The following is a 26,813-nucleotide window of genomic DNA, read 5'->3' as shown; positions in this document are numbered from 1 at the left end:
AATCAGAGAAAATCGTCGTCTGACTCTGCCTGGTCGCGCTTGTCGTCGAGCTCGTCGAGCCACTCGTCGCCGGTCCTGGTGTCCCATTCTATCTCGATCTTGCGTGGCGGCGCAAGCACATCTTGTATGTAAAACAATGCAAGAGGTATCTTGATCTTTTCCAGCGCGTCAACTTGATTGTCTGAAAATCCGCTTCTGCCTGTCTTTACTTCGACCCAACAGAGCGCGGTTGGATTGGCGACCAGTACGCCGTCGTAACGCTCGCGCTGGCTGACCTTGCAGGCAAGGTAGTCAAACACAAAGCTAGGGTTTTCCTTTGAATCGTTGGTGGGCTTTGAGATCTCCTTTATCTCTCGAATGAGATTATCGTGGATCTTGATTTTTATCCGGTGGAACCCCTTCTTGAATACAAGCACGTTGTCTTTGAAATCGCTGTTGTGGATGTTCTCGAGCGAAATGTACGCCCAACCTTTCTGGTCGCTTCCTTCCTTGTAGTAAAGCTCGCCAAGCGCCCCCTTCAGCGACTTTGTAATCTCCAGGCTCATGCAACGTGATAAAACGCGCCGGTGCTAAAACATTTTGACCTAGAACCCTTATAACGCATCTGGACATTATCGTGCAATGGCAGACCACTTATTCAATAAAGTGTACATGTTTGCGGCTGCCGCTGCTGCCATCTATATCGCAATAATCATCCTGACAGGCGCCGGGACCACTGTCAGCCAGTTCTACCTCATAAAGGCCGAATATATCCCGCTGATAATAATTTCCCAGCTTGCGGTGCTTGGGCTGAGGGCGATGCGCAACCGGTTCCTCCTCGGTGCAATCGGGATATCAATCGCGTTCTGGCGGCACATCCTCATCTACCTGTCTGCGCTTGCAGTCGTAGTCATTACGCCGGGCGGCGCAGGCGAGCTTGTCAGGGCGCAATTTATCAAAAAAGAGTCGGGCGCTCCGATACCTACCACCGCGCCGCTGTACTTTGTCGAGCGGTTCCTGGACATAATCACAGTGCTTGCAGTCATGTTCGTCTCCCTTGCATTTTTCCCGCTCTGGGAAGGCTTTGTAGTCGCAGGGATAATCCTGCCGGTCGCGGTCCTGTTTTACGTCCTTGCAAGAAACAGGGCGGTCTTTGACGGCTTTGCCAAGTTTTTTGGCAGGTTCAGGCTTGTCAAGGGATACGCCGCCGGCTTTGGCGACATGCACCACAGCTTTTCCACGTTCCTCAACCTGCAAGTCGCTGGCAGGGCGTGGCTCCTGAGCCTGCCTGTCTGGTTCATGGAGGCGGTGACTGTCTACCTCGTGTTCGTCTCGCTTGGCGTCGATTTCGAGTTCGCGCATTCAACAGTCGTATATTTCACGTCGCTTGGAGCCGGCGTGCTCAGCATAATCCCGGGCGGCCTCGTGGTGACGGAAGGAAGCATGATAGGGCTCTTGCAGGAAGAGGGCCTAGCGCTTTCCACAGCAGCTGCAGTCGCGCTCCTGGCAAGGATGTCGACCCTCTGGCTCACCACGATAGTGGGCATAATAGCCGCAAGGATACTGATAGCAAGCTACGAATAAGACTTTAATTGCAAAAGCACGTCATTAATTCAATGAGCACCGACAGGCTGGCGCAGTTTTCAGGCAAGTACATCAACCTTGAAACGTACCGCAAGAGCGGGCAGGCAGTCGCCACGCCCGTGTGGTTCATGGCAGAAGGCGGGCAGATTATCGTCGTCACAAAGAGCGAGACCGGGAAGGTCAAGCGCCTGCGCAACAACGACAAAGTTAGAATAGTGCCCTCCGGCATGAGGGGCGAGCCCCAGGGCGAGTGGGTGGAAGGAAAGGCAAGGTTCCTTGATAAAGACGAACTGGAAAGGGCGCTCAAGGCGCGAAACAAAAAGTACGGCTTTCAGGCAAAGCTTGCCGGGTTTGTCTCGCGCACCAAGGGCGAGCTTGTGGGGATCTCGATAGCGCTTGACTGATTCCGTGAAGATAGACATTTCGCGCCTGTGCGACGCAAGCAAGCCGGCCATAGTTGAAGCGCTAGGAGCAGAGGAGCAGGAAGGCAGGATATTCGCGTCAGGCACTCCGGCGCAGGTAAAACAGGCGATAGAAAAGATGCTGCCAGAAGGCTATGTCGTGGCAGAAAGCACAGAAGACCCGATGTTGCTTGCGGTATTGAAGGAAGGCGACATCGAGCAGCTTGGATTGTATCTGTGCGGCTATTGCGCCACCGTCTTTCGCAACGAAGTGGAGCGCAACCTGCACCAGCGCGTGCATTATTTCGGGTTCGGGTAGTATCGTCAATAGCCGGTTAGAATACGCATATCGCACGATCCAGTAAATTCATTAAATACCTTCTTTCAATTCTAATTCTATCCTATACAACAAAAAACATCAATCTTTTATGAAAACACAATCCTTTAATAGAAAATCTTGTATAATACTACCTGTGAAGCTGCCGAGAAACGATGCTTAACGTTGGCGCTTGGCGGCGACGGAAGCAAAACTGCGTCGAAAGGTGCCAGACCGCGACTTTAACGGCAAAGGCTGTAACAGGTCGTGACGCGGGATCGCCAAGCGCCTAATACCCCCTTTTGTTATAAGAATTAAACTGGTATTTTGTTGCATAACGAGGCGCATTCAGACTAGGGGTAATGTTATATGCAACACATATGACGACACTTCAGGCTTAAACTCGGAGCTGACTTTACGAAGAAAAACGACAATAATGACTCACATATAGTATCTATACTCATTTTGTATTCGGGAATTCTTTGGAACTCTTGTCAATATAGAGCCAACAGATCTTGCGAATTGAAGAGTTATGGGTAAGTAAGAATTGAATCCGGTGCTATTCCAATTCAAACGTGTCAGTGCCAGAACCTCTCTTACTAGCTCTTCAACAGAGGAATCCCCTTCATGCTTCCATATTTCAATAGGATGTGGAATCCTTGGTCCTGGGTAAGATTTGAGATAAGGAACATATCCTACAGTGTATACCAAGTATCTGTTTTGCTCTAATTTGACTACTGTCCCACGCAGCGGTGGTTCAGAACCATTCCTATACATGTAAAGACCCCTGCTTTTTCTCATTGAGATAAAGTCGTGGTATGGTATCTCAGAAGCAGCTTCCCTGAAACCTTTTGCTTCATCTTCAAGATAATCAGATGTCTTATGAACTATCACTCTTGATGGTTTGTGTCCTGTATGGGATTCATACAGCTTTAGAGCGTCTGTTAAAAGAGCGAGTGCAGAGTCTTTGGACAGATGAGGATTCGGACCATCTGATTCGCTCCAATGAAACAAGTCTCCACGCAATACCATCCCTCTTCCTTCATCGGTGAAAATTTGGGCAAGGCTGGCTCGCATATCATTATTTGTACTTTCAATATCTCGATAGAACGAGACCCCAACATAACATGTTCCCTCTTTAAGGCCAGAGATACGCCATGTGGAATATCCAGCTTTAAAGTAGAGCGCAGCACACAAGTTCCAAGCTATAGTTGCTGCATCTTGATTTTTCATAACTTCCCTTCCTTCATCATCTCTGTTATTGCCTGTATTATTCCTAATAACAGGCGCGGGAGGCTTCTGAATATCTGTTATGGTGCTATGGGCGAGAATTTGCGTTGGAATGTCATGGTCCATACAGAGCGCCTTTAATTGACGCCTAAAGTCCTGCTGAACCTGCATTTCAATCATGTCCTGTACTTCTGGGTCAAGTGGTGCAAAGGTGAAAAGGTGTTTTGACAGATTATCTTTAATTCTGTTAATACGATTTCTGTCCTGCCTACTCAATATAGTGCGGTTCTTTTCTTCAGGGGATGTGCTAGCTCCGATGCTATTTTCAAGCCTAGAATCTTGGTGGCACACTATGACATCAGGCTTTGAATCACGGCGACAGATATTGCCTACTTTATCTGCGTATATGGTAGCAGCTTCCTTCACTCTTCTGTCATAATTCATTATGTCAAGTATTCGTTGCACCTCGCCGCTGCTTAGTACTACGTTCCAGCTATCATTTAGCACTAGTTTGGCGCGGAATGATTTTTCAATGCCAGGGAACGGAGGAGCCTTGATTGGCTGTTTGAAGTTATTGATTATTCTTTCAGATAACTTCCTGCATAATCCGTTGACTTCAGTAATGCCATCTCCTGTACCTACTATTCCAATCCTTATCTTAAGTGGGGTAGAATCCCCTGCATCATCACCTGACCATTCAGCAGGACCATATAGCGCCAACCCATGCTTCTGGTCATAGTCTTTGTTGTTACCACCCAACGTAAGCGGCATCTCGTTAACGAACCATGCTTCCATTCGAGGACCTAGAATCGCTTTGCTAGCCAATCAGTCTCCTCACTCCTCATCTTCCTCCACAGAATCATCCTCCAGACCAGCGTCCGTCGATTGCATAGCCTGCTCTGCATCAGCATCGATGTTTTCTTCAAGTTCTTCTATCTCTTCATCGGTTGCTGATTCCTTTTCCCAGATTCCATCTCTGTAATCACCAAAGATGCCAACCTCCAGCTTTGCAAGGAGCGGGGTCGTTGCAATTGTTATCGGCTCTGTCACTCCTACATCCATTGCAATGCTATCTGCTTCTCTGGCATAGATTCTTGTCCAAAGTCTCAAATCATCTAATACAGCATGGTTTCTCTCTCTGTTCATCCACTGAGCTGAGAGTGAACTCATCTTCCTTCTGTCAACAGGGTCTGTGCCGTTTGTGGTGAAGTGCCAGCCGGGAACTATCTTGAAGTAGATCGATTTGCCAACGATTGTAAAGCCTGTCTTGCATGACCGATGAACGTAAAACGGCTCTATCGATTCAACGTATTTTACGAGGGTTCTCCCCAGCCTCCTTGAGTCTTTTCCCGTGTCATTTGTAATGATTTTGCCATCCTTGTAGTATTTTGTGGCCTTAGAATCTGGCACAAAGAAGTTCTTTTTCATGCTGCGATAATCATAATATAGACCCAGACTTTGCGTGTGCCGGGTATTGCATCGATTGAGCAGATCAACTAGCGTTACGGGTAAATTCGCAATACATTGTTCCAATGTCACTTTCTTGACCTGCGTTGATGCAAGTATTTGCTTGAGCTCATTGGTTTGTGGATTCGCAAATGACAGTATTGTCTGGTCCTTGTCATCAAATGCGAATGGAGGAGGGTTGGTATTTGGTATGATGTCCCAGACATCGCCCCTTTTACGCAATGTCGTCTTTGCCAAGAACAGCTGTTGCGGCATGTTGGTTACAGGCAAAAGATTGGAAACTATCAATTCTTCTTGTTGATCAGGAGCTACTGATAGAAGCGAAGGCTTTGGTGAAGGTTCATTCACTCCCCCGGGCCGTGGCCGCAGGGACTCTCCTTTTAGCAGTGCTATGAGCTTCTTTGTTTCTCGTGCATAGTTTGATTCCGACCTGAAATCAAGCCATAGCGTGCCCTGAAGAGAAAGTGGAATCTCGCATTCCCTCAGATATATTGGAACTATCTTTCTCTTGATGCCTAATGGGTCACTAAATGTCGCCATTGTTCTTTCGAGATTAGCCCATGCAGAGGCAGACCACTCTGGTGTCATGACTGGGGCAAAAAATCTGGCTTTTCTGAGGCCATCTTCTATCTTCAGGACAATGTTATCACCTGGTTGAATATCCCAAGGTGCGAACCAAGTTTTCAGGTGTCTGCCATTGAGAGTTTCCTTTTCCACTTTGGCAGCTAATTTTCCTACCCATTCCTCATCATCATGTTGGTATGAGAGAAAGACATCAGGCGTGTCCGCTTCAGAAGACGATCCTTGAGGTGTGGCAGTTGCTGCACTCTTTCTCACGACGTTACGCTTCCGGCTGAGGTAAATATAGGTGGTACCTATTATATGTCGTGTCAGGAAAGCTTTTCTTAAGCTTTAAGCTAGCTTGAGATGCTATTTTACGAAAGAACTCCGCTTAGGAATAAACGTACGATATCATAGATGACCTCTTGAAGTAACCGACCCATTGTGCCATACAGAATACTTAAAAATATTATATTAGAAGGTTCCATGTTGCCTAAAGAAGACAGCATAGTTGGGGAAATAATCAATTTCCGTGGCCTCGTCTATAGCCCGATTAACGAGCAAGGAGTTGTCTTTCTTTTCGGCAGGCTGTTAGATGATCTCAACATGTACATTGAGGAGGTTAGAACCTAACATTAACACGGGATGGTTTGCCCTAACACCTAAGGATCATCTGGAAGAAGAAGATGAGGAGAACGAAGAGGAATCAGAAAAATGATCGGCTCCTTTACATCAGCAGCCTAATAAGCAAGCACCCATTACCATTGATGCTTGACCAAGATAACCTTCTATGGTGGCATACACGAGATAGGGGGTAACAAGTTCTTGGTCGAGGACAAGGGCACTCGGGTCTTTCTTGACTTTGGAATGCAGATGGGCAAGGTAAACGACTACTTTTCTGAATTTCTAAAGCCTAGGGCGCTCAACGGCATGGGCGACTTGTTTGAGTTTGGATTGTTGCCCAAGCTTCCAGGCTTATACAGACAGGATTACGCCAAGCATATGGGCTTTGACGGGAAGGAAGAGACTGCTTTTGACGCGCTGGTTTTAACACATGCACATGTAGACCACGCTGCATACATCCATTATCTGCGGCCTGACATCCCAGTCTACTGCTCTGAAGCTACAAAATTGATACTGCAAGGCATACAGGACACGGGCGGCAAAGAGGATTACCTGACATTCAAGCACAATTTCCGCATTTATGAAAACAAAAAGGGCGAGATGAGCCGGGGCAAGGGAGAGGACTATCAGGAGCCAAGAAAGATTTCGGTATTTGAAAATGCAAAAAAATTTACCCTTGACTCTATAGAAGTCGAGCCTCTGGCAGTTGACCACTCGCTGCCCGGCGTAACTGGGATCATTATGCATACGTCAAAGGGCTCCATTGGCTATACTGCCGATATTCGTTATCACGGAAGAAGGGCCGGCGATACAGAGCGCTTTGTAGAGCGATGCGGCAATTCTGACATTGACGTTCTTTTGTGCGAGGGCACCAGGGTTGAGGAGACGTTTTCTACCACAGAGTTTAGCGTAGAGCAGGATGTCAAGACGATAGTAAACAAGACAAAGGGCTTGGTTGTGTGCACATACCCAACTCGAGATCTGGATAGGCTGCTCTCATTTTACAATGCCGCCAAAGAGTCTGAAAGAGACTTGGTTATTGACCTAAAGCAAGCCTACCTCTTGAAGTTGTTTCAAAAGTCGGAGCAGTGGAAGAATGTCTTTCCAAAGCCGGATGACAAGAGAATCAAGATATACCTGCCAAGAAAGTCATGGGGTCTGGTTGGGAGAGAAGAAGACGACATCAGCAGCTACTGGACTGAAAAGCAGCTGCTGCAAGATTATGAAGTGTGGGAAAGACAATTTCTTAATTATGGCAATGCCGTCAACTATCATGATGTTTTCAACAAGCAAAAGGACTACATCTTTTATTGCAACGACTATCAGCTGCAGCAACTAATCGACGTAAGGCCGATAGAAGGTTCAAGTTACATCAGGTCGCAGACAGAGCCGTTTGACGACGAAATGGAGCTGAAAGAAGAGCGAGTGAAGAGATGGATTGAGCATTTTAGATTGATAACAAGCGAAAAGGACTGGACCCATACTCATGTTTCCGGGCATGGCTCTGGCGACCAGATAAAGAAGGTCATTGAAGGGACCAAGTCAAAGATGCTTGTGCCGATTCATACAGAACACGAAGAGTATCACAAGAAATGGCATAATAACGTCATAGAGGTCACCTCTAACCATCAGCTTGCCCTTCAATGATTTTACCAGAAGGTGACGATTAATCACAGAAAAGTCAAATAGAAGAGATTTCTAGCATTTAGAGGCTATTGACGTCAGTCCTAAAGCATTCAGACAGGATAATACAATCCCTTGGATTTGATCCCTCGTCTTTTCATCCGACGTCGTTTACATTTTCCTTAAAGCCAGCGCCAAAGTCTTGGAAGGCATTTACCGTTGACGACGCACATTTTCCGCTCTACAAGATCGATGCTAAAGGTGCGAAGACGGTTGAAATCAGGAATTTAATTACCGGAATCCAAGCCGAGCATTATATCGTTATAGCTGAACTAGACGGTTTTGATGTTTTATGTATGAGCCGACACAAGAGAGGAGAACAGCCCCTTGTTCTTACCTTAAGGCAAGATAAGGACTATGATGCAGTTATTACAGTTTTTAGGGGACAGAATTTTACTTCCGACGTTCTGTCGGCGCATTATGCCATAAACAAGTCGATTGATCTGCTAAAGTCTGGCAGCGGCGAAGGACCGTTCATCAACCGCGGCCTGTTTTCAAACTATTTTCTTAAAGAACGACTCGAAAAAGCACTTTCTGACAGAAAAAGAGACGTTTGGAAGGAGGCCGCGACATTCTTCTCAAAATTTGCAAGTGATGGAGGTGGAATCCCTACCGATTTTGAACACATTCCAAAGGTACTTGAGGCACTCGGATATCAGACTAAGGCAGTAGGGAATCCATCACCAACGCAATATATCTTGTCATCTGGTCCACAACAGATGCAAACCACAATTGCTGTAGTGTCAAGCGCGGATAATCTTGACGTGATGAAGAGTGACGATAGGACTGTACCCAGCGTTCAGGCAGTAGCTTCCCTAGCAACATATCCATGGGTAATCCTTACCAACGGAAGGCTTTGGCGGCTCTATTCTTCGAAGGTGTCTTCTGCAAGTACGAACTATTTTGAAGTTGATATTGATGGCATCACTGACGAGAAGGACCAAAGGCTCAAGTATTTCGTGTCTCTCTTCTCGGCAAGCGCACTTGTTCCAAAACAAGATGTGACGGATCTTGACCATATACTTGAAGGAGGAGCTCAGTATGCAACTGAGCTTGAAGAGGATCTTAGGACAAAGGTCTTTGACAAGCAACTCTTTCTGGACCTTGTAAGAGGAGTTCTGCGGCATTCCAGGAAGAAGAAGTACAATGAGGAGCAGCTTGCAGACGCAAAAAGGAAAGCACTAAAGCTGCTTTACAGGTTACTCTTTATTCTGTATGCAGAATCCCGCAGCCTGCTACCGGTTAAGGATAAGCGTTATTCACAGATTTCTTTAGGTCAGATAAAGGAACGACTGGATGGAATGGAAAAAGACCCGGATTCTTCGTCTGCATGGGATGCTTTAAGCAGACTTTTCAGGGGCATAAGCGAAGGTGATCCGACTGTTAATCTTCCTCAGTATGATGGTGCTCTTTTCGAGTTTGATGAAACTATTGATAGGCTGAGCGTGATGAACAAACATCTTGTTCCAGCATTGCGGGCATTAATGGAACGGGATGGTAAGGGCATCGATTATCAGAATCTTAGCGTGAGACAACTGGGTTCACTGTATGAAGCACTTCTTGAATACTCAGTCAGGCAAGCAGAGACTGACTTGGCAATAGTCAAAGACGAAATCTTGGACATGAAGTTTGCAAAGGGTATGAAATACGAACGCATTATAGATGAAGGAGAACTCTACCTATCAGCAGGCGGACTAGCGAGGAAAGGTACGGGCAGTTATTTCACGCCTGAAAAGATAGTGAAGTTTCTTGTAAAGAAGGGATTGGAGCCAATATTTGCTGATAGGGAAAAGAGGTTTGCAGAGCTGTATCAAAAATGGCGAAACAGTGGCGACAAGGAAGCAGGAGAGAAAAGCACTGAAGCGCTGCTAGACATACAAGTCGTGGATCCCGCTATGGGTAGCGGTCATTTCCTCGTAAATGTGGTAGATGAAATTACAAAGTGGATAATGGGCGTTCTTGACAAATATCCCGATGCACCGCTTGAAAGAGAGATTGAGGAAGATAGAAAAAGGATTATCGAAGAACAAAAATCAAAGAGAATTGAGTTAGACACAGATCTTCTTACCTTCAATGTCATACTTAAGAGGATGGTCATGAAGCGCTGTGTCTTTGGTGTGGATATCAATCCTTTGGCGGTTGAACTTGCAAAGGTCTCTCTTTGGCTTGATTCATTTACCATCGGTACTCCGCTCACCTTCCTAGACCATCACATAAGGACCGGTGATAGCCTGATTGGCTTATGGATGAATAATCTGAAAGCAAGAAAACCAGACAATACAACATTAGATGGCTGGATGGGCGATGTAGAAGCTATTGGCGACATCCTTGAAGAGATTAGTTACCCTGCTGATTTGAATATTGATGAAATAAAGAAGAGTAGGGACAATTATGAACAATTCAGAAAGGCAAGTGAGCCACTTAGAGTACTCTTAGACATGCAATCAGCAGGGATAATTGATGAAGAATTGAGAAAGAGACTTCCTCCAAACTTACCATTGATCGAAAAAACAATACGAAATGGAAGGCTGGATAAAGTCATCTGGTCAGAACCTGTCTTTAAATCCTTAGAGTACGCGAAAATCTATCGGTTCTTTCATTGGGAGTTAGAGTTTCCCGATGCGTTCACTGACGAAAAGAGAGGTTTCGACCTCATAGTCATGAATCCTCCATGGGATGCTGTTAAACCTGACGATGATGATTTCTTCTCACAATATCATCCCGGGTTCAGGAAGATAAAGAGTAAGGCCGATAAGAAGAAGATTAAAGAAAAACTATTGAAAAACGTCAGTATAGCAAAGGCTCATCATTCGTACATACAAGCAATAGATAGTAAAATGTCGTTTTACAAAGGCTCCGAACAGTATACAAAAAGAGGTAGCGGTGACATTGATATGTGGAAACTTTTCCTTGAAAGGACATTCTCTCTCCTTTCCAATGATGGCACACTCTCAATTCTTTTGCCATCTGGAGTCCTCAACAACGAAGGTGCAACAGGGCTTAGGTCAGAACTCCTCGATAAGCGAATCATGCATCTTTACGAGTTTGACAATATACAACGCATATTTCCTGCTATCCACAGTGATTACAAGTTTGTGCTATTAATAGCAACCAATAGGGGAACTGCAACGGAATTTCCAGCAGCTTTCTATCTGCACGATATGGATGCACTCGATGGCCGCGTCGAGCGGGACAAGTTTCTAACTATGTCTAACAAATTCGTGAGGTTAGTGTCGCCTGAGAGTTTTTCAATTCCAGAAGTAAGAAATCAGAAGGAGGTCAGATTATTCACAAAACTATATTCCAATCACCCCATTATCTCTAACGGAATAGGTGCCAATCAAAAATGGAGTTTCAGGTTCGTCAGAGAAATAGATAGGACTAATGCTGCTCATCTTTTTAAAACAAACGGTAAAGGGTGGCCTTTAATCGAAGGAAAGCATTTTCATCAATTTATTCCAGACTATGAAAAGCCTGATTTCACAATTGATAAAGAAGAGGGACTGAAGTGGACATCTAAGGTTAGAGAATATGGAGATCTAAACAAGGAATTTCATAATGTATCCCGTTTAGCTTTTAGAAATTTTGGAGGAAGCACCAACATAAGAAGCATTATCGCATGCATTCTTCCAAAGCACACTTTCAGTCCAAACAATGCCTCGATCGTAGTACCCCGTATGAACGGTATGCTTATGTTAACTAAGGATTATTACCAGATAATCTCGTATTTAGTTGGAATATTCAACTCATGTGTCTTCGACTTCCTTGTGTTTCGGCGAGTTTTCATGAATCTTAACTTCTTCCTAGTATATCAGACACCTATTCCCGCAATTCTAGATAGTCCATTAGTGCATGAAATTGTCCAAATATCTGCGAAATTAAGTTGTGCAGATGATAGATTCCAAGACTTAGCAATTCCGATTGGAATTCAATGTTCGACCCCTACAATGAAGCAGAGATTGGAAATGACAGCTAGGCTAGATGCTCTTGTTGCACATCTTTACGGTTTGTCTAAAGAAGAATATGAGTATGTGCTCGGCACATTTGAAGACTTCAGAGAAGACAATTCTATTGAGGATTTGGCAAGAATAAACTGGGATGAGACACTGATTAAGAAGTTTAATGGAGAGATGAGGAAAAGAGCATTAGTCAACTATGATATTATTCAAGCGAAATTAATAGGAGAAAACAAATGAGAAAAGAAATCATAGACAACCAAAAAGATTTGTATACGATGTCTCAATTCCTAAATGAGGAGCTGCATAATGACAGAAATAAGGGTCGATTATCAATATCTTCGGGCTTCTTCAATGTCGGCGGCTATCAACTAATTCGTGATTCGCTTTGGAAATTCTCAAAGCGTCCAGATTTCAATCTGCGATTCCTATTCGGCAAAGAGGCCATTAGCGTCAAAGAAGATAAAATGACTTTTGAAGAACTGGTAGAACGATTGCCCGACACACAAAATGAAATGGATTTGCAAAGTGAACTAAACAGGCTTGATCTTGAGTGGGAATCTGCCAAGCTTGTTGACGACCTCATCCATTTTCTGCTGCAGGATAGAGTTCAAGTGAGAACCAACAAGAACAGGTTCAACCATTCAAAATGCTACATCTTTGACGATACCGCCGCCGTTGGCTCTAGCAACCTTACAAAAGCTGGACTAGTAGGCAATGTTGAACTTAATGCAGTTCTCTACCAACCCTCTGCTCAGAGGGAACTTTTGGACTGGTTTGAAAGGCGCTGGAACGAAGCTGAAGACGCCAAAGCCGACCTGATAAATATCCTAGAGAATTCCAAGTTTGGGCTTCCGCTGGATCCGTTTCAGATGTATATGAAGCTGCTTTACGAGTATTATCGTCCAACACTCGAAGAGCTTCAGAAAGGCAAGGATACAGGCATTGAACTTCTAACAGAATTTCAGAGAGACGCTGTTACAATGGCAGAGCGGATCATGGACAAGTTTGGCGGAGTTATAATATCAGATTCTACTGGCCTTGGAAAAACCCACATTGGTTTATGGCTTCTGCATAATCTGGCTCTGAAAAGAAAAAAGATTCTGCTTATCGCGCCAAAGCAAGTAAAGGATGCAGTTTGGGAGCAGCGGCTTCTAGACGAAAGCATCAAGACCAAGAATGTGACGCTAGAAAGCACAGGCACTGACAATTTTGACCCTACGGATTATCTTGACTTTGACATTGTACTTGTGGATGAGAGCCACAACTACCGCTCCGGATCTACCAAACGTCATAACAACCTGATGAAAGTATTAGCAGGCGGCAAACGCAAACAAGTTATACTAATGACAGCCACGCCTGTCAACAACAGTCTAATCGACCTCTATAACCAGCTTAGTCTTATTACTGCCGGAGATGATGCACACTTTGCTGATCTTGGGATCGCTGATTTGCGGACATATTTTAATAGAGCAGACAGGAAACAGCTGGCAAGCGGTGTAGAAGATATTGTCAGACTTCTTGATGAAGTAATGATTCGCCGAACTAGGAACTTTATCAAGGAGAACTATCCAAATGCTACTCTCAACGGCAAGCCAATCAAGTTCCCCGAGAGAAAACTAACCAAAGTCGAATATAGCCTTACGGCTTTGTTTGGCCCAGTTTACAAGCAGGTTATTGATACAATTGATAACCTCAACATGGTTCCCTACAGAGTAGATTCGTACAGGATAACTGCTGAAGAAAAGGAAAAGGAGGAAGCAGAACATAGAGCATCGCTACAAAAGTACGGCCTTTTGAAGAGGTTCGAAAGTAGTGTAGAAGCGATACGAAAAAGTGTTGACCGGCTTCTCACATTTTACAAATGGTTTGCAGATTCGCTGGCAGAAGATAAAATCCTCGACAATAAAAAATTCCATGAATTGCTGTCAGAATACGAGGACCAAGATGAGGAAATCGACGATGACTGGTTTGTCGAAAAAATAAGAGCCATTGAACTAGAACCAGTCCGCGACCTAGACACAAAAAGGATGCAGCGCGAACTAAAGGAAGACATCAAGAAACTTCAACCTCTTAAAGACAGCCTGCAGACGATCCAGCCTTGGGCAGATCAAAAGCTGAATGCTCTAAAGAATGTCTTTGTAAAGGATAAGGTGTTTACAACTGGCGGCAAGAAGGTCGTCATATTTACGCAGTTTGTCGATACTGCAAATTACCTTTACGAGTATTTGAAGAAAGAAATCCCAGACAAAAAAATAGATATTTTGGTAGGAAAAACAAAGCCTGAAGCTAGAGAAAGAATTCTACGGGAATTTGCTCCAAAGTCAAACAATCCAAAGAACAAACCAATCGAAAGAGAGATCGATATTCTGATTTGTTCAGATGTTCTCAGCGAAGGGCAGAATCTGCAAGATGCCAACTATGCAATCAATTATGACCTGCCATGGAACCCTATGAAGATTGTTCAACGTGTCGGCCGCGTTGATAGATTGACAAGCGAATTTCCAGTTGTTACATCGGCGGTATTCTTTCCAGAAAAAGAGCTTGAAGACCTCCTTGGACTTGTAATCAAGCTTAGTACAAAGATACAGAAAGCAGCAGGCACCGTCGGAGTAGAAGTCTCTATATTGGGCGAACCGTCAAGTCCCAAGAACTTTAACGCTTTTGACAGAATCAAAAAGCAGGATTCATCTCTCATAGATGAAATGGAGCACGGAGCCGAGCTTCTACCAATGCAGACACCGTTCCAAGAAATTCTAAGCTATTTGAAGAAGGTCGGAGAAAAAGAATTGAAGGCCATCCCATACGGCAAAAGGAGTGGGAAAAAATCTACCGATGAAAGCGGCCTGATTTTGGCATATAAAGAGAAGAAAAAGGATGATTCGATGCACTTGCTGTTTTATGACTTCAAACATGCGAAATTTGACCATTCAGAAGACGTGACTTGGATATTCAGGCATGCTGAATGTAGAGAAGACGAACCTAGGGTTATGCCTCTTGAAGGAGAGCAACTTTTTACGCAATTAAAGCTGATAGACGAGAAGGCGAGACAAGAGATATTGATAGCTGTAAACGCGCCATTTGAAGCGCGCAAAGCCGCCAAGATTAAAGGCAAGAATCAGGAAAAACTGCGCCTCTTACTATATGAAATGTTTGACACGGCTAAAGTAGCAAAGGACGACATCATTCCGATTTACCAACTACTAGCCAAGACCAATTACCCTGCATGGGAGGAAGACTTTAGGCAAATACACGAAAAGTATCTACAAGACCAAAGCATCGGGAATTTGATCACTTCACTGAACAAGCTCTTTGAGGAATTCAAGATTAAGGGAAGGGAGATGGCGTAAGCGCGCCAGGTGAAGCCAGAAGATTTAGTTCTGGTTGGCTGTATGTTTTTAGTGAATCCGGCGTTCAAAGAATGGAGCAAAATAGGATAGCACTGACCGCAAGCTAATTTAAGAAGCAGCTACACCCAGAACCGGAACATTATATGGCAAAGGAAGAGGTTCAGCTTCAATTTTCAGCTACTACACGAACCGCCGATCTCTGGAAGTCTATTTCTTCAGCAATAATGACAATTGTCGATGAAGCACACTTTGAAGCCACTAGCGAAGGTTTACAGTTCAGGTCAATGGACCCATCGCATATCGCGCTTATTGATATAAGCTGTCCTGCAGTTGCATTTGAAAAGTATGAATGTCCTTCTCAAGTCAAGTTCGGCTTCCGAGTTGACGACTTTGCCAAAGTAATCAAAAGAGCAGGTACTAGCGATTCAGTGGAGCTTGGCCTCCAAGACAGCATGCTGAACATAAAGACATCAGGCGGCTATACCAGAAGTTACAAGTTAAGACTGATAGAAAGCAGCAGCGGATCTTCAACCCCACTTCCAAAGCTGGAATTTGGCAGCAGGCTGGTAATGGCTCCTGCTATACTTGACAGAATCTTAAGCGATATCGAAGTTGTATCTGACAAGATTACAATAGAGACTACAGAAGACAAGAAAGTCATTTGCAGTACAAGGGGCGATTCAGGTGAGGCTACAGTCACTTTGGATGACAAGAGCGGCATTGAAAACCTAAACGAGATATCGGTTACCAAACCCAGCAAGGCGACCTATAGTTCTGAATTCATGTCCAAGATGGTAAAGGCAGTTGGAGCCTCGTCAGAAAAAGTGACAGCAGAGTTTACCTCAAAGATGCCGCTGAAACTCATATTTGCTCTTCCAAATGCAGTCAAGATAGAGTTCTTTATGGCTCCAAGAGTTGAGGACTAATTCCAGCGTAGAACCAATATGTAGATAATCAGAGTAGGATGTCTTCATGCAAGGCCACTCGAATTGTAATACCTGATGCAGTGCCTCCTAATTTACCACTAGAATTTCAGCGACTCTACCATTAGTGAGGAGTTCAAGTTCATAGTATCAAATTTTACATGTAACGATTTAGCAATCTGAGCTTTAATATGCTCAGGTATCCCACCATAGCACTTGTTCAATATCTCTGTATTTTCCCATCCACCTAAGCTTGCCACATAAGCAAGTGACCAATTCGTTGCTGCAAGATAGTATTGAGCCATCGTGTGCCTGAACAGGTGCAATGGACGGCCATCAAAGTACAATGCGTCTCCCAATGCGTAGATCCTGGTTTTTTCATTTAGCCAGCTTCTTTTGTCAAGCTCTGAAAATATCTTTCTGAACCTAGCCGTCATTCTCTTCGCAAAATAGTGGGCCTTCAGACAATTCGCCTTGTCACTGCGAGCATCGTCAAAGAACATGAAATCTCTTTTTGGCAGCCTATCATGAGCTGTTTCAACAATAGCGCGGCATTCTTCTGTTGGGTACTTGACCCACCACTTTCCTTCCCTTGTCAGATACCATGAGCCTTTCTTTATCTTGGGCTCAAACTGCTCTACCCGGAAAACGGGAGACATTGCTACCCTGTCCCAGCTCATGGATGCCATTGCAAACGCTCTAGCTCCGGTATGCAGGTCGATGTTCATGAACGACCATGCCTCCCAGTCCTTCTCATTTTCCAGCCGCCTGTTTACCATCTCAATCTGCTCCGGCGTAAGCATGATTTCCTTGTACTCGCCAAGCTTCTCGGACGTGGTTGAAAGACCGTACCGCTTGCCTTCGCCATGAGCGAAGTTGATGCTGTGGGCTGACAAAAAGCTGCGGTACGCAACGATGGTATTTGTGCGCTGCATCTGTGGATAAGCAGTATTGAACCATGCAAGGAAGTTCTGCCAGTATTCGATGGCTATCTCTTTGCGCTTTGCTGCGTCTATTGGAACGCCGTGGCTAACCAGAGTTTCTGGCATCACCATCAGCTGGTCCGATATGCCATGAATGATGTTTATCATGTACCTGATTCTGGTAGCTGGAGTCTTTGCTGATTTCAGATATGTTATCCATTTCTGAATTGATGGGAGCTGATTGAACTTTTCATTCTGAAGCTTGGCATATTCATGTGCCAGCTGCTCCTGGAGCGACATGACGATGTTGCCATTTGAATCGCGCTTTACTCCCCACTTTGCATCAGCTTCCATTTCTGATAAGTATCGCGATACAGTGCTGTAGTCTTTGCCGATGTCAAGGCCGATCTCGCGCGTAGTGTAATTGCCTTTTTGGATACTGATCATAATAGCTTCTTTGATCTTTTCCCTGTCTTTGACTTTGATGCCCTTGACTCTTAGGCGACTCTTTTTTCTTTCAATTTTTTGGACATCAAGCTTTTGAGCGCGATCGCTTTTTTCCAATATTGCATCTGATTGAGCCATTAGTTAACCGCAGCCTCCTTTTTCTTTGCCGCAGCCCGTACCGACTTTGCCAATTCCAGCGCATCTTCTATCGCCTGCGGCTGGCTGCGAAAGCCATAGTCCTTCATGTAATCCCTGATCTTGTTCTTCAAGCTTATCGACACGGTTATTGACTTCTGGTTGTACCGTGGCACTGTGCATCGCCAATAGTAATAGCAGTTCGCTTGTATATAAAGTAACCGTGTCTTTTTATTCTTATGAACGGTGCAATTCGTTCCGAAAAATGGTTAAAGGCAGGGGACAGTTACCGTAATTGTAACCGTTCAATTTAAATATGATGCACCGTGTATAACTTATCAATGCCACGAACTGGCCAAAAGTCGTTAACGGTAAGCGAAAAAGTCTTTGAAGAGATCATGCAGGAGAGGCAAAAGCTTTCTACGTCTTCAAAGACCGATGTTGGGCTTAACATGTTCCTAGAATACCTGCTCAACCTCCACAGGGAATGGAGCAAGAAAATGCCCAGGCTTTCTAAATTTGGACTGTATGATGACAAAGTCGGGATATTTGACAGCAAAAAGCGGCAGATAATCGAAGTGAGAATAGTTGATGGCGAGCTGCGATGTCCTGCATGCGAAAGCGATGAGTGCATACACATAGGCTTTGCTCTAAGCTTGGATGAAGTCAGAAAGTTAATGCTTGCCGGCGAGATAAAGAAGCCAAAAATTGCTACTCTCTAGCCATCATTTTTCTTTATGGTGGCGCGGCCCCGACAGCAATTATCCAAGACAGGCCAACATATACCAAGATTGCAAATGATGCCAAGCCAGCAATTAGAAACTTGTATTTTCTGGTCATATGGTGACAAAAGAAAAAGGGAATGAAAGATTAAAGGCTTTTTGTATGTTTATCTATGGCACGTTCAGGCAGTTGTATCCATTGACATAGCAGTCATAGACACGTAGTGATTGTGCGATGGTTATCGTTGTTTCTGCATTTGACGGCTTAACATCGGGCGTCTCATCGGGTTGGTTGAACCAATCTGCTATCTGTTGCAGAATTGATTTCTTTGCCACCATGTTGTAGCCATTCCATGCTGTCAGAAATCCTCCCTTGAACAGCGGCCTTGTGAATGTAGTGCTGCTGCCATCCTCATTCTCTCTTATGACTTGGCTGCTGCCAACTTGCGGGTTCAATAGCGCGGTTGCTGCCTTGTCTGCATATGTCTTACTGGTAGTATCGCCTAGGCCATATCCAAGTTTTGTCTCAAGTGCCAGAAATGCAGCCGTTCTGACTCCGCTAGCTACAGTGCTGCTAGTTGGCGATGCAATGCCATAATCTGCAATCCAGTGCGATTCTGCCATCCTTGCAACCTGCCTTGGCGACCTTGTATTCCATCCATCGTACATAGGTGTGTCTGGTCCAACTCCCTTGTTCAACAAGTGCAGAGCCCACAGCATAGGAACTAGCCAATCGCCATTTGCGGAGTTGTAGATGTACAGATCCACATTGTTGCAAACCTTGCTATGGTACTGATACGACCTGTCATGTTTTGTAGGCTCTGTATAGCAATCCCGGTACACGCCTGTCGATCCCGATTCATACAGATAGTTGTACGGCAAGCTGTAGCCACTGCCAAACATTGGAGCATAGATGTCTTTGTGTAAAGTATATCCTTGGTTGCTTAGCCTTGCTCCCAGCGCAAGAGCTCTATTGGTGTCGTAGATGTTGTAGTATTCCATGCCAAGTTGCGTGCCATGCCTTTCAATGTACCTATGTGACCTGAAGAAGTTGTCGTTGCCAAAGTTGACTGAACTTGTATATGTCCAAGTTGTGCCGACATTTGAAGAGCTTGCCCTGCCAAGATAGGTAGATCCCAAGTAGACATCAGCCCATGAGACTTTAGAGTTGGAATCCCACTGCTGGTTCTTTACAGTAACTTTTACATTCCTATTTGTGCCATAGTCATAGTCTACGGTGACAAACAGCAGAGGCACTTTGTCCCAAGTCGAGCCGAAAACATCTACTGTCCTGAACCTAATCTGGTACTGTATTGTGTCTGTTCCCGTCTCGCTGTATGCATCAATGTAGCTTGTCTTTATGTCGAGTTTGACGTTGACATCTTCTCCAGCTGCTATCCTTCTGCCATCAGAGTGTACGACCCAGATAGGTATCGAAGGATACTCTGCTAACAATGCTTCATTTGTTGTATCAACTTCTGCGTTGTATGTGTTCTTGTATATGTTGTCGATGAATCCCTTTGCCAGATTCAGCCTTGTCTGTATGCTTGTATGTGATGGTCCGGCAGCCGCAGCCTGCTGTACAGGCATGACAAAAAGTGAGGCTGACAGAACCAGCGCAATAGCTGCAAGAGCTAGTGCGGCTTCTTTCGTTTTGTTTGCCTTGTATGCGCATTCACGCATACAAACTACGTTAGTAACAGTTCAAGATAAGTATGATGCACGGTTCTATGTCATTTTCTGAACCGTTTTAATAAGATTATCGCAAAACCAAGAACAATAAACATTCCAACCAGCAGTACAGGTAGTTGCACATCGCTGCCATCAACCGGCTTGGCTATTCCATCAGAAAATGCCATGCCTTTGTAAGCCAGTATTGCTAACGAAGTTGTTTCAACATTAGTCTGGCTATCCGGCAACATGTCGGCACGGTAGTGAGTATAGACACCTCCAGTCGTAGAATTCTGCATATACGAGATAATTGTCAACGCATCTTTTGCTTCTCCAAAGCCAGTTATGTTGCTGGCAATCTTCCAAAGTGCAATTTTGTAGGAGCTATATCTCTGCCCGTCAGCAGCAAACGCCTTATCTCTTATGCCAATACCGTCAAACATGTTGACTCCTTTATCATAGCATGATCGTGCATTAGCCACTTTGCCGGCCTTGTAATAGTAGATGGATTTGTAAAATGCGATATCTCCATAATCGCTGCATTCTAGCTCAACAGAACCATCAGAATCAGAGATCCAGATGTTGTTTACCACGTTCTTATCGGTTAGTGAATTGAAAAAGGCTACTTGGTCGAACAATGAGCCTACCGGATGTCTGAAATCAAGGTCGTAAAGCTCATTATAATGTCTAATTGTGCTGGTAATGTTTGTAGCTTTGGCATAGTCGTAATCTTTTAAGACATGGCTAGCGAGAATATTATCGGTCCATAGCCAGTACCTGTCAGTATTTTCGTTTTCTCTCACTAGGCCATATGTAGAGTTGTAATTGCTTGCGATGTATTCAAACGCCTTTGTAGAATTAAAGGAAGGATTGGCTGCGTACGTAGGCAGACATACCATGACTGCCAAGGTCATCGCTACGCATATTGCAGTAACCAGAAAAATAAGCTGATGGGAGGGGATTTTGCCGCTCATATTTTCTTCTTTAGTTTGCTGAAGAGGGTGAAAACTATTCCTATTGTCACTATCGCGGTTAGCAGTGGCACCATCACGTTCACGCTCACGCTTACCATCTTTGTCGGGCTCAGTCCTCCGACATAGACAGTGACAAAGCCGTCAGTTGCCACTCCGGCCTCATTTCCATACCCGCTTACTGCAACTATCTTGAAGTTGCTTGGAAGGACAAAGCTGTCTATGATCGATGTACCATCCATCAGCTTGATGTCAAGAGATGAGCCTTGGTTTTCTACAATTATCTCCTTTGGAAATGCCTGCAGGTCCTCACTTGTCATCCCTCCTATCTTTGTGCTTGAACCGGTAGTCTTGTCTGTCCACAGAATGTCTATGGCCTTGTTGTTGTACACCTTTATCTCAAGCGCATTCATTGGGCCGCTTGTTGCATCTTGGAACTTTACCACTGCTGCCTTGGTTCCTGTAGCCTCATAAGTCAATTGGTTCACAATATCTATTTCAAATGGTGGCGAGATGGGTTTGTCTGCGGTGTAGATTGTAGCGGATGTTGTGTTGAACACAGAGAAAGGTATGCTGCGTTGAAAGACTATCGGGCTAGGCAAGGCGTAGATTGACTGAACTGTAGCCGCCATAAAGACCGCTACTGCAAACGCTGCGATCAGGATTGCGTCTTGTATTTTCATTATTGCATCATCTTCCTCTTTACTTGAATTTTCCCATCAGCTTGTCAAGCAGCGCAATCATGATGAACACGGGAATGATTGCCACTATTACCGACACCAGCGGCGTCATGTCCATGGTCTGCGTAGATGTCTGCGCGTACGCCGGCGCCGGCACTACATAGCTAGTGGCAATCACTCCAAGTGTTGCCAAAAAAGCCACTATGGCTGCGTGCTTGGATTGTTTGTTTGGTTTTGTAACCATGTATAATATTCATGGAACAGTTCAAGATAAGCGTTTAGCACAGTGTCCTTAGTGACCATGAACAGTGCTATAGACTATGCTTCAGATGAGCATCAGAAATATCCAGATAGGAATTGTCACTATCCCTGCTTTTACTTCGGTTTTGTCTTTTGACAATAGTATACCCTTGTTTGTGCCGGAACTCTTCTTGAAATCTATTATTCCGTACCTATCACTTTTCAAGATGCTAGATTGGTACTTAATCTCAATTGGTAGAACTGAATTATCGCCTAACTTGATAACAAAATCTATTTCTCTGTCCTTGCTACTCTTCCAGTAGAAAAGGGAATTCTCATAATCAAAGAGCTGTTTTTGTTGGCTCAAGCAAAACGCGAGTCTTATCAGATGCGAACCAACAATACTCTCAGTCAGCATTCCAACATTCTGTGAGTCCTTTAGAAATTCTATGCTTGCTACAAACGGATCTTGACCACCTATCCACGCTCTAAGTGCATGAAAGAAAAATGGATCGTAGAAGTGTATCTTCTTGTTCTTCTGATACGAAGGCAGCTTGCGCGCAATATCGTAAAAGCTAACATAATACAGGACAAAGCTGTCTTTCAGAGTGTCGATATATTCGGCGATGGTGTTGTGGCTAGATACATCAGTGTCATCTTTTAGGGTATTCCAGCTAACCGGATTTCCGGCTGTAATGAATATCCTTCGCAGGATTTGTCTCAGATAAGTTTCCTTCTTGTTCCACCGCGCAAGGTCTCCTAAAACCACATCGATATACGTCCTGTAGATGCCTTCTGATATCTTTCCAGTCCTTAGATACTCATCAGTCACCCTAGGTATTCCTCCTGTCATGAGATAGCTGTTGAACAGCAATTCGAGATCCTTAGAATACAACGACAACTCTTTGATTTCTTTCGGAACGTTGCCCTTGCTAAGTTCCTGTAAAAGCTTTATTCTGCGCCCTGATGCAATTATCTGTTGCTTAGATAGCGTCTTTTGCAAATCCTGATTTATGGTTTCTACATATTCTACAAATTTCATAGGCAGAAGGATCTTGTCTGGAACATCGTCTAAGATTCCTCTCCTTCCGGGTAGTTTTTCGTAAGCTTTCTTGATGTCTAGTGTATGGGAGCCAGTAAGAATGATTGTGGTATTTGTCAGCTTGCCAGTATCCGATAAGTGCTTTATCGCTTTTTGCCAGTCCCTTACAGATGAGATCTCATCCAAGAATAGATATGCTCTCTTCTTTCTATCTGGTCTAGTCGAATCAAGATAGGAATTGACCGTACCTACTAGCTCCTTTGGATTGTCGATGAGGTCGCAGGTATAGTAGAATATCAATCGTGGATCAGGAACTTTACCAAGCAAATCTCTAATCATACTCTTTAGCAAGGTAGTTTTTCCTACTTGTCTTGGACCCCTCAATGTGTATACAATGTCTTTGCCCAAATTGAACTTGTATCTTATTCTTGGCTGCCATTTGACACTGGATTTTTCAAGTTCAGTTAGATGCTTGTCCTGGCCGATGACCTCCCTTTTCTTCCACCAAGGATTTTGGTCAACCAAGTCAATCGCGATACCCATATTGTAGATATTTTGACAAGTTATTTATAAACACCTTGTCAGTCTATTGACAAGCCTTACTAGCTCACAGCAGAAAATACAACATTCGATCAATAGGAATGAGATCGCAATTTAGTTTTGCACGACCCCCATTTCCTTGTGAATACCAACTTTCGTCCTTAACTTTCTACCTACGTCGTTGCCTTTTAGGTAATTGTGGTTAGCTATTTCAAACAATAAAGACATATTCTACTGACGTTAATTTGTTATATTATGCAAGAAAATAATAGTATGGCTAAGCTGCTGATAATAGGCGGATATCCTAAAGGATACAAAGAACCTTTTTCATATGAAACCCGTTCAGGCAAAGTACTCCGAAGAATCCTATCCTCACATAATATTGAGGCCCTACTCATGGACTTGTGGGGATCTCGACATGAGGAAGAGATGGGCAGGATCAAACCAGAAGTCATTAGGAAAATACAAAGGAGATATCGACAGGGATATAGAATAATAGTCGTTGGAAGGTACATGTATAACTGCCTAATGAAGGCAATTGCAAAGAGTAGAAGTATAGATATTCATTACCTTCCTCACCCAGCATCCAGAACTAACTATCACCGTAGGCAGCTTGAACATGGCTTGATACAGCTTTCCATGTGATCGACCAGAGAACGACATCGTGTTTATAGGAAAATAGAGTATTCCAGAAACTTTAATTTTAAATAAAAGGATAGATTGAGAGTGACAGAATTGCAAGAATCATCCAACAGCGCTAGTGCCAAGATATTTGTTGATTTTGATTTGTCACCTAGTTATACCCCTTTGCTAATATTTCGGAACCTACGAGATGATTCTGTATCAACCATCAACCTCGAATACGGAAAGACTCTAGTTTGGAAAACAGGCGAAAGTAGGTATTGTGTAGGTTATCATGTTAAGGACGAGTATCACCACTACGAGCCTTGCCCATCGAAATCCATAGTGGAAAAAGGAATTCAATGTAGCAGATGCAAGAACAAAGACCTTCTATTTCCATGTATGATTTGCAATGGCAGTGAGTGCATTAACATAAAGAGTATGTGGAATGTCTGCGAAGTCACGCCTACTTCGGTATACATTACATTCTTTGGAGATATGATGAAGGTTGGAGTATCGAAAAAGGACAGACTACTTAAAAGGTGGATAGAACAGGGAGCAGATTACGCATCGGAAATAGCTGTTGCACCTAATGGTCTTATTGCAAGAGAGATAGAAAGCGCAGTGTCTAAGGAATTTGAAGTTACAAAAGGAGTTAGGATTCAGAAGAAGCTAAAATCTATTTCTATTCAGAACGAGAGATTATTTGAAGATACCACCAACCCTGAACAAAGTATTAAGAAAGAATATAACAATAGAGTTAAGACTATTGCGGAATGGATCATGCATAAATACGGTGAAACATTGGCGGTGAAAGAACCGATAATTAGAGATCTCCAACAATTCTATGGATTGGCGTTTAAGGGATCGGTTTCGCGACTTAATTCGATAGATGATCTTCATGGACACTTTGCAGGTATGAAAGGGGCTCTATTTTGCCTTGAAATGCAAAACCGGCTCTGTGTCTTCGATATAAGAGAGCTGCGTGGAAAAATAAGTGAAATTGAGATAGCCTCCGATCATAATAATGCTGTGTCAATTACTTCGCAAAGATCCATTACAGACTTTTTTGGCTGAGCTTTTTCATGATAACTTTTTTGATCTTATATATGTCATCTTTTGACTGTCCGTCAACAATGGTGACATATGGCTTACGCATTAACCTTCTTTTTATTTGAAGATAGTAATCATTTTCCAAGGTTAGGTATGCATCCTGATAGAAAAGGTCCTTACTTTTCTTGTTCCTATTCAGGATCCTCTTTTTTCTTACTGCAAAAGGAGTATTCACATAGAAAAGCAAGTCAGGTTGCCTTGTCAGACTATTCACATGATGTATGAGCTTAAGTGGAATTCCCTGCATCCGTTGGTAAACCTCTGTTGAATGTATGTATCTATCTGAAATTACATTTACGCCGGATGATAACAGATCCTCCACTTTACGAAGATGAAGCACCCTGTCAGCAGCTATGAGATAAAAGAGTACAAACGGGTCGTTAGATCTCTTTGTCGATAGTTCTCTTATTATTGGTTTTAGCTTGCTATCATAAGGTTCTTTGGTATAAACGAATTGCAGGTTTGTTGAAGACATCTGGTTTATCAATCTTTTTGCAAAGTAGCTCTTGCCAGAAGCATGAGGTCCTTCGAAAACTAAAAAAATGCCAAACCGAGATATGTTCTGCTTCTGTTCGGTCAAGTAGTCATCGACCATAACCGGGCCAGGCACAGAAGCTCTTTGCCAATTTTGATGTTAATCATGCATGGTCGTTCCATCTTAGCATACCAGTAGACTTTCTTCAAAGTATTTCCGGATATGGTTTTGAACATACGGATATTGCTTCCATGCCTCGGTTATATGCTCAGTTAAAATGTTACCAAATTTCTTTATGCATGTTGCCTCCGAGGGAACTGGCGAGGCAACGATGTCTCCATCAGGATGAATAAGTATGGCATGTCCTTCCCTGACTCTTTCCCAATCTGTTAACGTTATTTTTACTTTCCATCCTCTTTCCCTTTTTACCAGTTTTAGCATTTCATATGTTTCACTTAGCTCTTCTGAGCTTAGACCATGGGAAAGGATATCGGCTCCTCGACCCTTTCGGATGGGTGAGAGAATCTTCAGCTTTCTGACTCCCAAATTGTCAGCCATCTGACAAACGTCTACGAGATCTGATTTATTGTCAGAAAGGAGGACGTTTACAAGCGATACATCCACGCCGGCCTCCACCAAGTTCCGAATTCCTGTGTACACCTTATCAAACTGTCCTCTTATTTTATTATGAATCTCAGGGGTGCCGTCTATGGTCACATCAGCATAACTCAAGACGGAGCTGAGTTCTTTTGCAAGACTCTTTGTTATAACAGTAGCATTAGTAGCAACTGCTATAGTTGGAAATCCCTTGTCCTTGATGTATTTTAGGATCTCCACCAAGTCTCTTCGCAAAGTAGGCTCTCCCCCAGAAACTATTATTCGACTAACTCCACTTAGATTATCAACCATCCTCTTGACTGTATCAGTATCGTACTCCCGAAGCTGCAGGTCTTCGCTGCAGTAAATGCATTCGAGATTGCATCTTCTTGTTATTTGCAATGTTACTGATACTGGCAAATCGAGCTTGAGGTCCGCATCGCCTTTTCTGACAAAACAATGTGCTTGTAGGTCAAAATTGAACGGAAGATTCTGAATATTAGTAGCACTCCCAGAGCTCCCTTCCACGATCAACACTCACCAATAACAAATGCAAATTATA

23 protein-coding genes are annotated in these 26,813 nt (G+C 43.8%); 11 read left to right on the top strand and 12 right to left on the bottom strand.

Going from position 1 to position 26,813, the window contains the following annotated elements:
• Window positions 1-2: 2 nt before the first annotated feature.
• Entirely contained in the window at window positions 3-545 is a 543-nt protein-coding gene (locus HXY31_RS03805) for a hypothetical protein (protein ID WP_292639820.1), read from the bottom strand.
• Between the two features lie 76 nt (window positions 546-621).
• On the opposite strand from HXY31_RS03805, the gene HXY31_RS03800 reads away from it, so the two are divergent.
• Genes HXY31_RS03800 through HXY31_RS03790 form a run of 3 tightly spaced genes read left to right on the top strand, consistent with a single transcriptional unit; the run spans window position 622 to window position 2,283 of the window.
• Complete coding sequence (locus tag HXY31_RS03800; protein WP_292639818.1) at window positions 622-1,563, top strand: flippase-like domain-containing protein; 942 nt, start codon at window positions 622-624, stop codon at window positions 1,561-1,563.
• A 32-nt stretch (window positions 1,564-1,595) separates the two neighbouring features.
• Entirely contained in the window at window positions 1,596-1,967 is a 372-nt protein-coding gene (locus HXY31_RS03795) for a PPOX class F420-dependent oxidoreductase (protein ID WP_292639816.1), read from the top strand.
• The gene (locus tag HXY31_RS03790; protein ID WP_292639815.1) at window positions 1,960-2,283 is read left to right on the top strand and encodes a hypothetical protein; all 324 of its coding nucleotides are present in this window, start codon (window positions 1,960-1,962) and stop codon (window positions 2,281-2,283) included. Before HXY31_RS03795 ends, HXY31_RS03790 begins: the two co-directional genes overlap by 8 nt.
• Before the next feature lie 438 nt (window positions 2,284-2,721).
• On the opposite strand, the gene HXY31_RS03785 is transcribed toward HXY31_RS03790, so the two are convergent.
• Together HXY31_RS03785 and HXY31_RS03780 are read right to left on the bottom strand one after the other, a co-directional pair.
• Window positions 2,722-4,269: a hypothetical protein gene (locus HXY31_RS03785; protein WP_292639813.1), complete on the bottom strand. Its 1,548-nt coding sequence runs from the start codon at window positions 4,267-4,269 to the stop codon at window positions 2,722-2,724.
• Window positions 4,270-4,344: 75 nt separating this feature from the next.
• Window positions 4,345-5,814 carry a toll/interleukin-1 receptor domain-containing protein gene (locus tag HXY31_RS03780; RefSeq protein ID WP_292639812.1) on the bottom strand — a complete coding sequence of 490 codons (1,470 nt, stop codon included), beginning with the start codon at window positions 5,812-5,814 and terminating at the stop codon, window positions 4,345-4,347.
• A 213-nt stretch (window positions 5,815-6,027) separates the two neighbouring features.
• Here HXY31_RS03780 and HXY31_RS03775 point away from each other — a divergent pair, with 213 nt between their 5' ends.
• The 5 genes from HXY31_RS03775 (at window position 6,028) to pcn (ending at window position 16,077) form a co-directional block, all read left to right on the top strand.
• Window positions 6,028-6,171 carry a hypothetical protein gene (locus HXY31_RS03775; protein WP_292639811.1) on the top strand — a complete coding sequence of 48 codons (144 nt, stop codon included), beginning with the start codon at window positions 6,028-6,030 and terminating at the stop codon, window positions 6,169-6,171.
• Between the two features lie 138 nt (window positions 6,172-6,309).
• Window positions 6,310-7,809 (top strand): MBL fold metallo-hydrolase, encoded by a 1,500-nt coding sequence (locus tag HXY31_RS03770; protein ID WP_292639810.1) that lies wholly within the window; start codon window positions 6,310-6,312, stop codon window positions 7,807-7,809.
• Between the two features lie 68 nt (window positions 7,810-7,877).
• On the top strand, window positions 7,878-12,041 hold the full coding sequence (locus HXY31_RS03765) for a hypothetical protein (RefSeq protein WP_292639809.1): 4,164 nt from the start codon (window positions 7,878-7,880) through the stop codon (window positions 12,039-12,041).
• Window positions 12,038-15,151 (top strand): helicase-related protein, encoded by a 3,114-nt coding sequence (locus HXY31_RS03760; RefSeq protein ID WP_292639808.1) that lies wholly within the window; start codon window positions 12,038-12,040, stop codon window positions 15,149-15,151. Before HXY31_RS03765 ends, HXY31_RS03760 begins: the two co-directional genes overlap by 4 nt.
• 143 nt (window positions 15,152-15,294) lie before the next feature.
• A complete protein-coding gene (pcn, locus tag HXY31_RS03755) occupies window positions 15,295-16,077 on the top strand; it encodes a proliferating cell nuclear antigen (pcna) (RefSeq protein WP_292639807.1) in 783 nt (260 codons plus the stop codon).
• Window positions 16,078-16,175: 98 nt separating this feature from the next.
• Here the strand turns inward: pcn and HXY31_RS03750 are convergent, their stop codons facing one another.
• A complete protein-coding gene (locus HXY31_RS03750) occupies window positions 16,176-17,582 on the bottom strand; it encodes a hypothetical protein (RefSeq protein ID WP_292639806.1) in 1,407 nt (468 codons plus the stop codon).
• On the bottom strand, window positions 17,582-17,725 hold the full coding sequence (locus HXY31_RS03745; protein WP_292639805.1) for a hypothetical protein: 144 nt from the start codon (window positions 17,723-17,725) through the stop codon (window positions 17,582-17,584). The genes HXY31_RS03750 and HXY31_RS03745 overlap by 1 nt, the downstream gene beginning before the upstream one ends.
• Window positions 17,726-17,920: 195 nt before the next feature.
• Between HXY31_RS03745 and HXY31_RS03740 the strand changes: the two genes are divergently transcribed.
• On the top strand, window positions 17,921-18,301 hold the full coding sequence (locus HXY31_RS03740; protein ID WP_292639804.1) for a hypothetical protein: 381 nt from the start codon (window positions 17,921-17,923) through the stop codon (window positions 18,299-18,301).
• 171 nt (window positions 18,302-18,472) lie between these two features.
• Here HXY31_RS03740 and HXY31_RS03735 read toward each other — a convergent pair whose 3' ends face one another.
• From HXY31_RS03735 to HXY31_RS03715, 5 genes are all read right to left on the bottom strand, one after another.
• Window positions 18,473-19,984: a hypothetical protein gene (locus HXY31_RS03735; protein ID WP_292639802.1), complete on the bottom strand. Its 1,512-nt coding sequence runs from the start codon at window positions 19,982-19,984 to the stop codon at window positions 18,473-18,475.
• 50 nt (window positions 19,985-20,034) lie between these two features.
• Window positions 20,035-20,880: a hypothetical protein gene (locus tag HXY31_RS03730; protein WP_292639801.1), complete on the bottom strand. Its 846-nt coding sequence runs from the start codon at window positions 20,878-20,880 to the stop codon at window positions 20,035-20,037.
• A gap of 62 nt (window positions 20,881-20,942) precedes the next feature.
• Complete coding sequence (locus HXY31_RS03725; protein ID WP_292639800.1) at window positions 20,943-21,626, bottom strand: hypothetical protein; 684 nt, start codon at window positions 21,624-21,626, stop codon at window positions 20,943-20,945.
• Between the two features lie 19 nt (window positions 21,627-21,645).
• Window positions 21,646-21,867 carry a hypothetical protein gene (locus HXY31_RS03720; protein ID WP_292639799.1) on the bottom strand — a complete coding sequence of 74 codons (222 nt, stop codon included), beginning with the start codon at window positions 21,865-21,867 and terminating at the stop codon, window positions 21,646-21,648.
• Window positions 21,868-21,948: 81 nt separating this feature from the next.
• On the bottom strand, window positions 21,949-23,448 hold the full coding sequence (locus HXY31_RS03715; RefSeq protein WP_292639798.1) for an ATP-binding protein: 1,500 nt from the start codon (window positions 23,446-23,448) through the stop codon (window positions 21,949-21,951).
• A 270-nt stretch (window positions 23,449-23,718) separates the two neighbouring features.
• Here HXY31_RS03715 and HXY31_RS03710 point away from each other — a divergent pair, with 270 nt between their 5' ends.
• Entirely contained in the window at window positions 23,719-24,090 is a 372-nt protein-coding gene (locus HXY31_RS03710) for a hypothetical protein (RefSeq protein ID WP_292639797.1), read from the top strand.
• Window positions 24,091-24,171: 81 nt separating this feature from the next.
• Window positions 24,172-25,143 carry a DUF2797 domain-containing protein gene (locus HXY31_RS03705; RefSeq protein WP_292639795.1) on the top strand — a complete coding sequence of 324 codons (972 nt, stop codon included), beginning with the start codon at window positions 24,172-24,174 and terminating at the stop codon, window positions 25,141-25,143.
• Here HXY31_RS03705 and tmk read toward each other — a convergent pair.
• Entirely contained in the window at window positions 25,124-25,759 is a 636-nt protein-coding gene (gene tmk, locus HXY31_RS03700; RefSeq protein WP_292639794.1) for a dTMP kinase, read from the bottom strand. The genes HXY31_RS03705 and tmk overlap by 20 nt on opposite strands.
• Before the next feature lie 78 nt (window positions 25,760-25,837).
• Complete coding sequence (locus HXY31_RS03695; protein WP_292639791.1) at window positions 25,838-26,779, bottom strand: radical SAM protein; 942 nt, start codon at window positions 26,777-26,779, stop codon at window positions 25,838-25,840.
• Window positions 26,780-26,813: the final 34 nt, after the last annotated feature.

Origin of the sequence: Nitrososphaera sp., from assembly GCF_013388945.1 — an archaeon.
Taxonomy (GTDB): domain Archaea; phylum Thermoproteota; class Nitrososphaeria; order Nitrososphaerales; family Nitrososphaeraceae; genus Nitrososphaera.
Note: the sequence above shows the minus strand (reverse complement) of the source record. Positions and strands in the feature narration are given on the sequence as shown.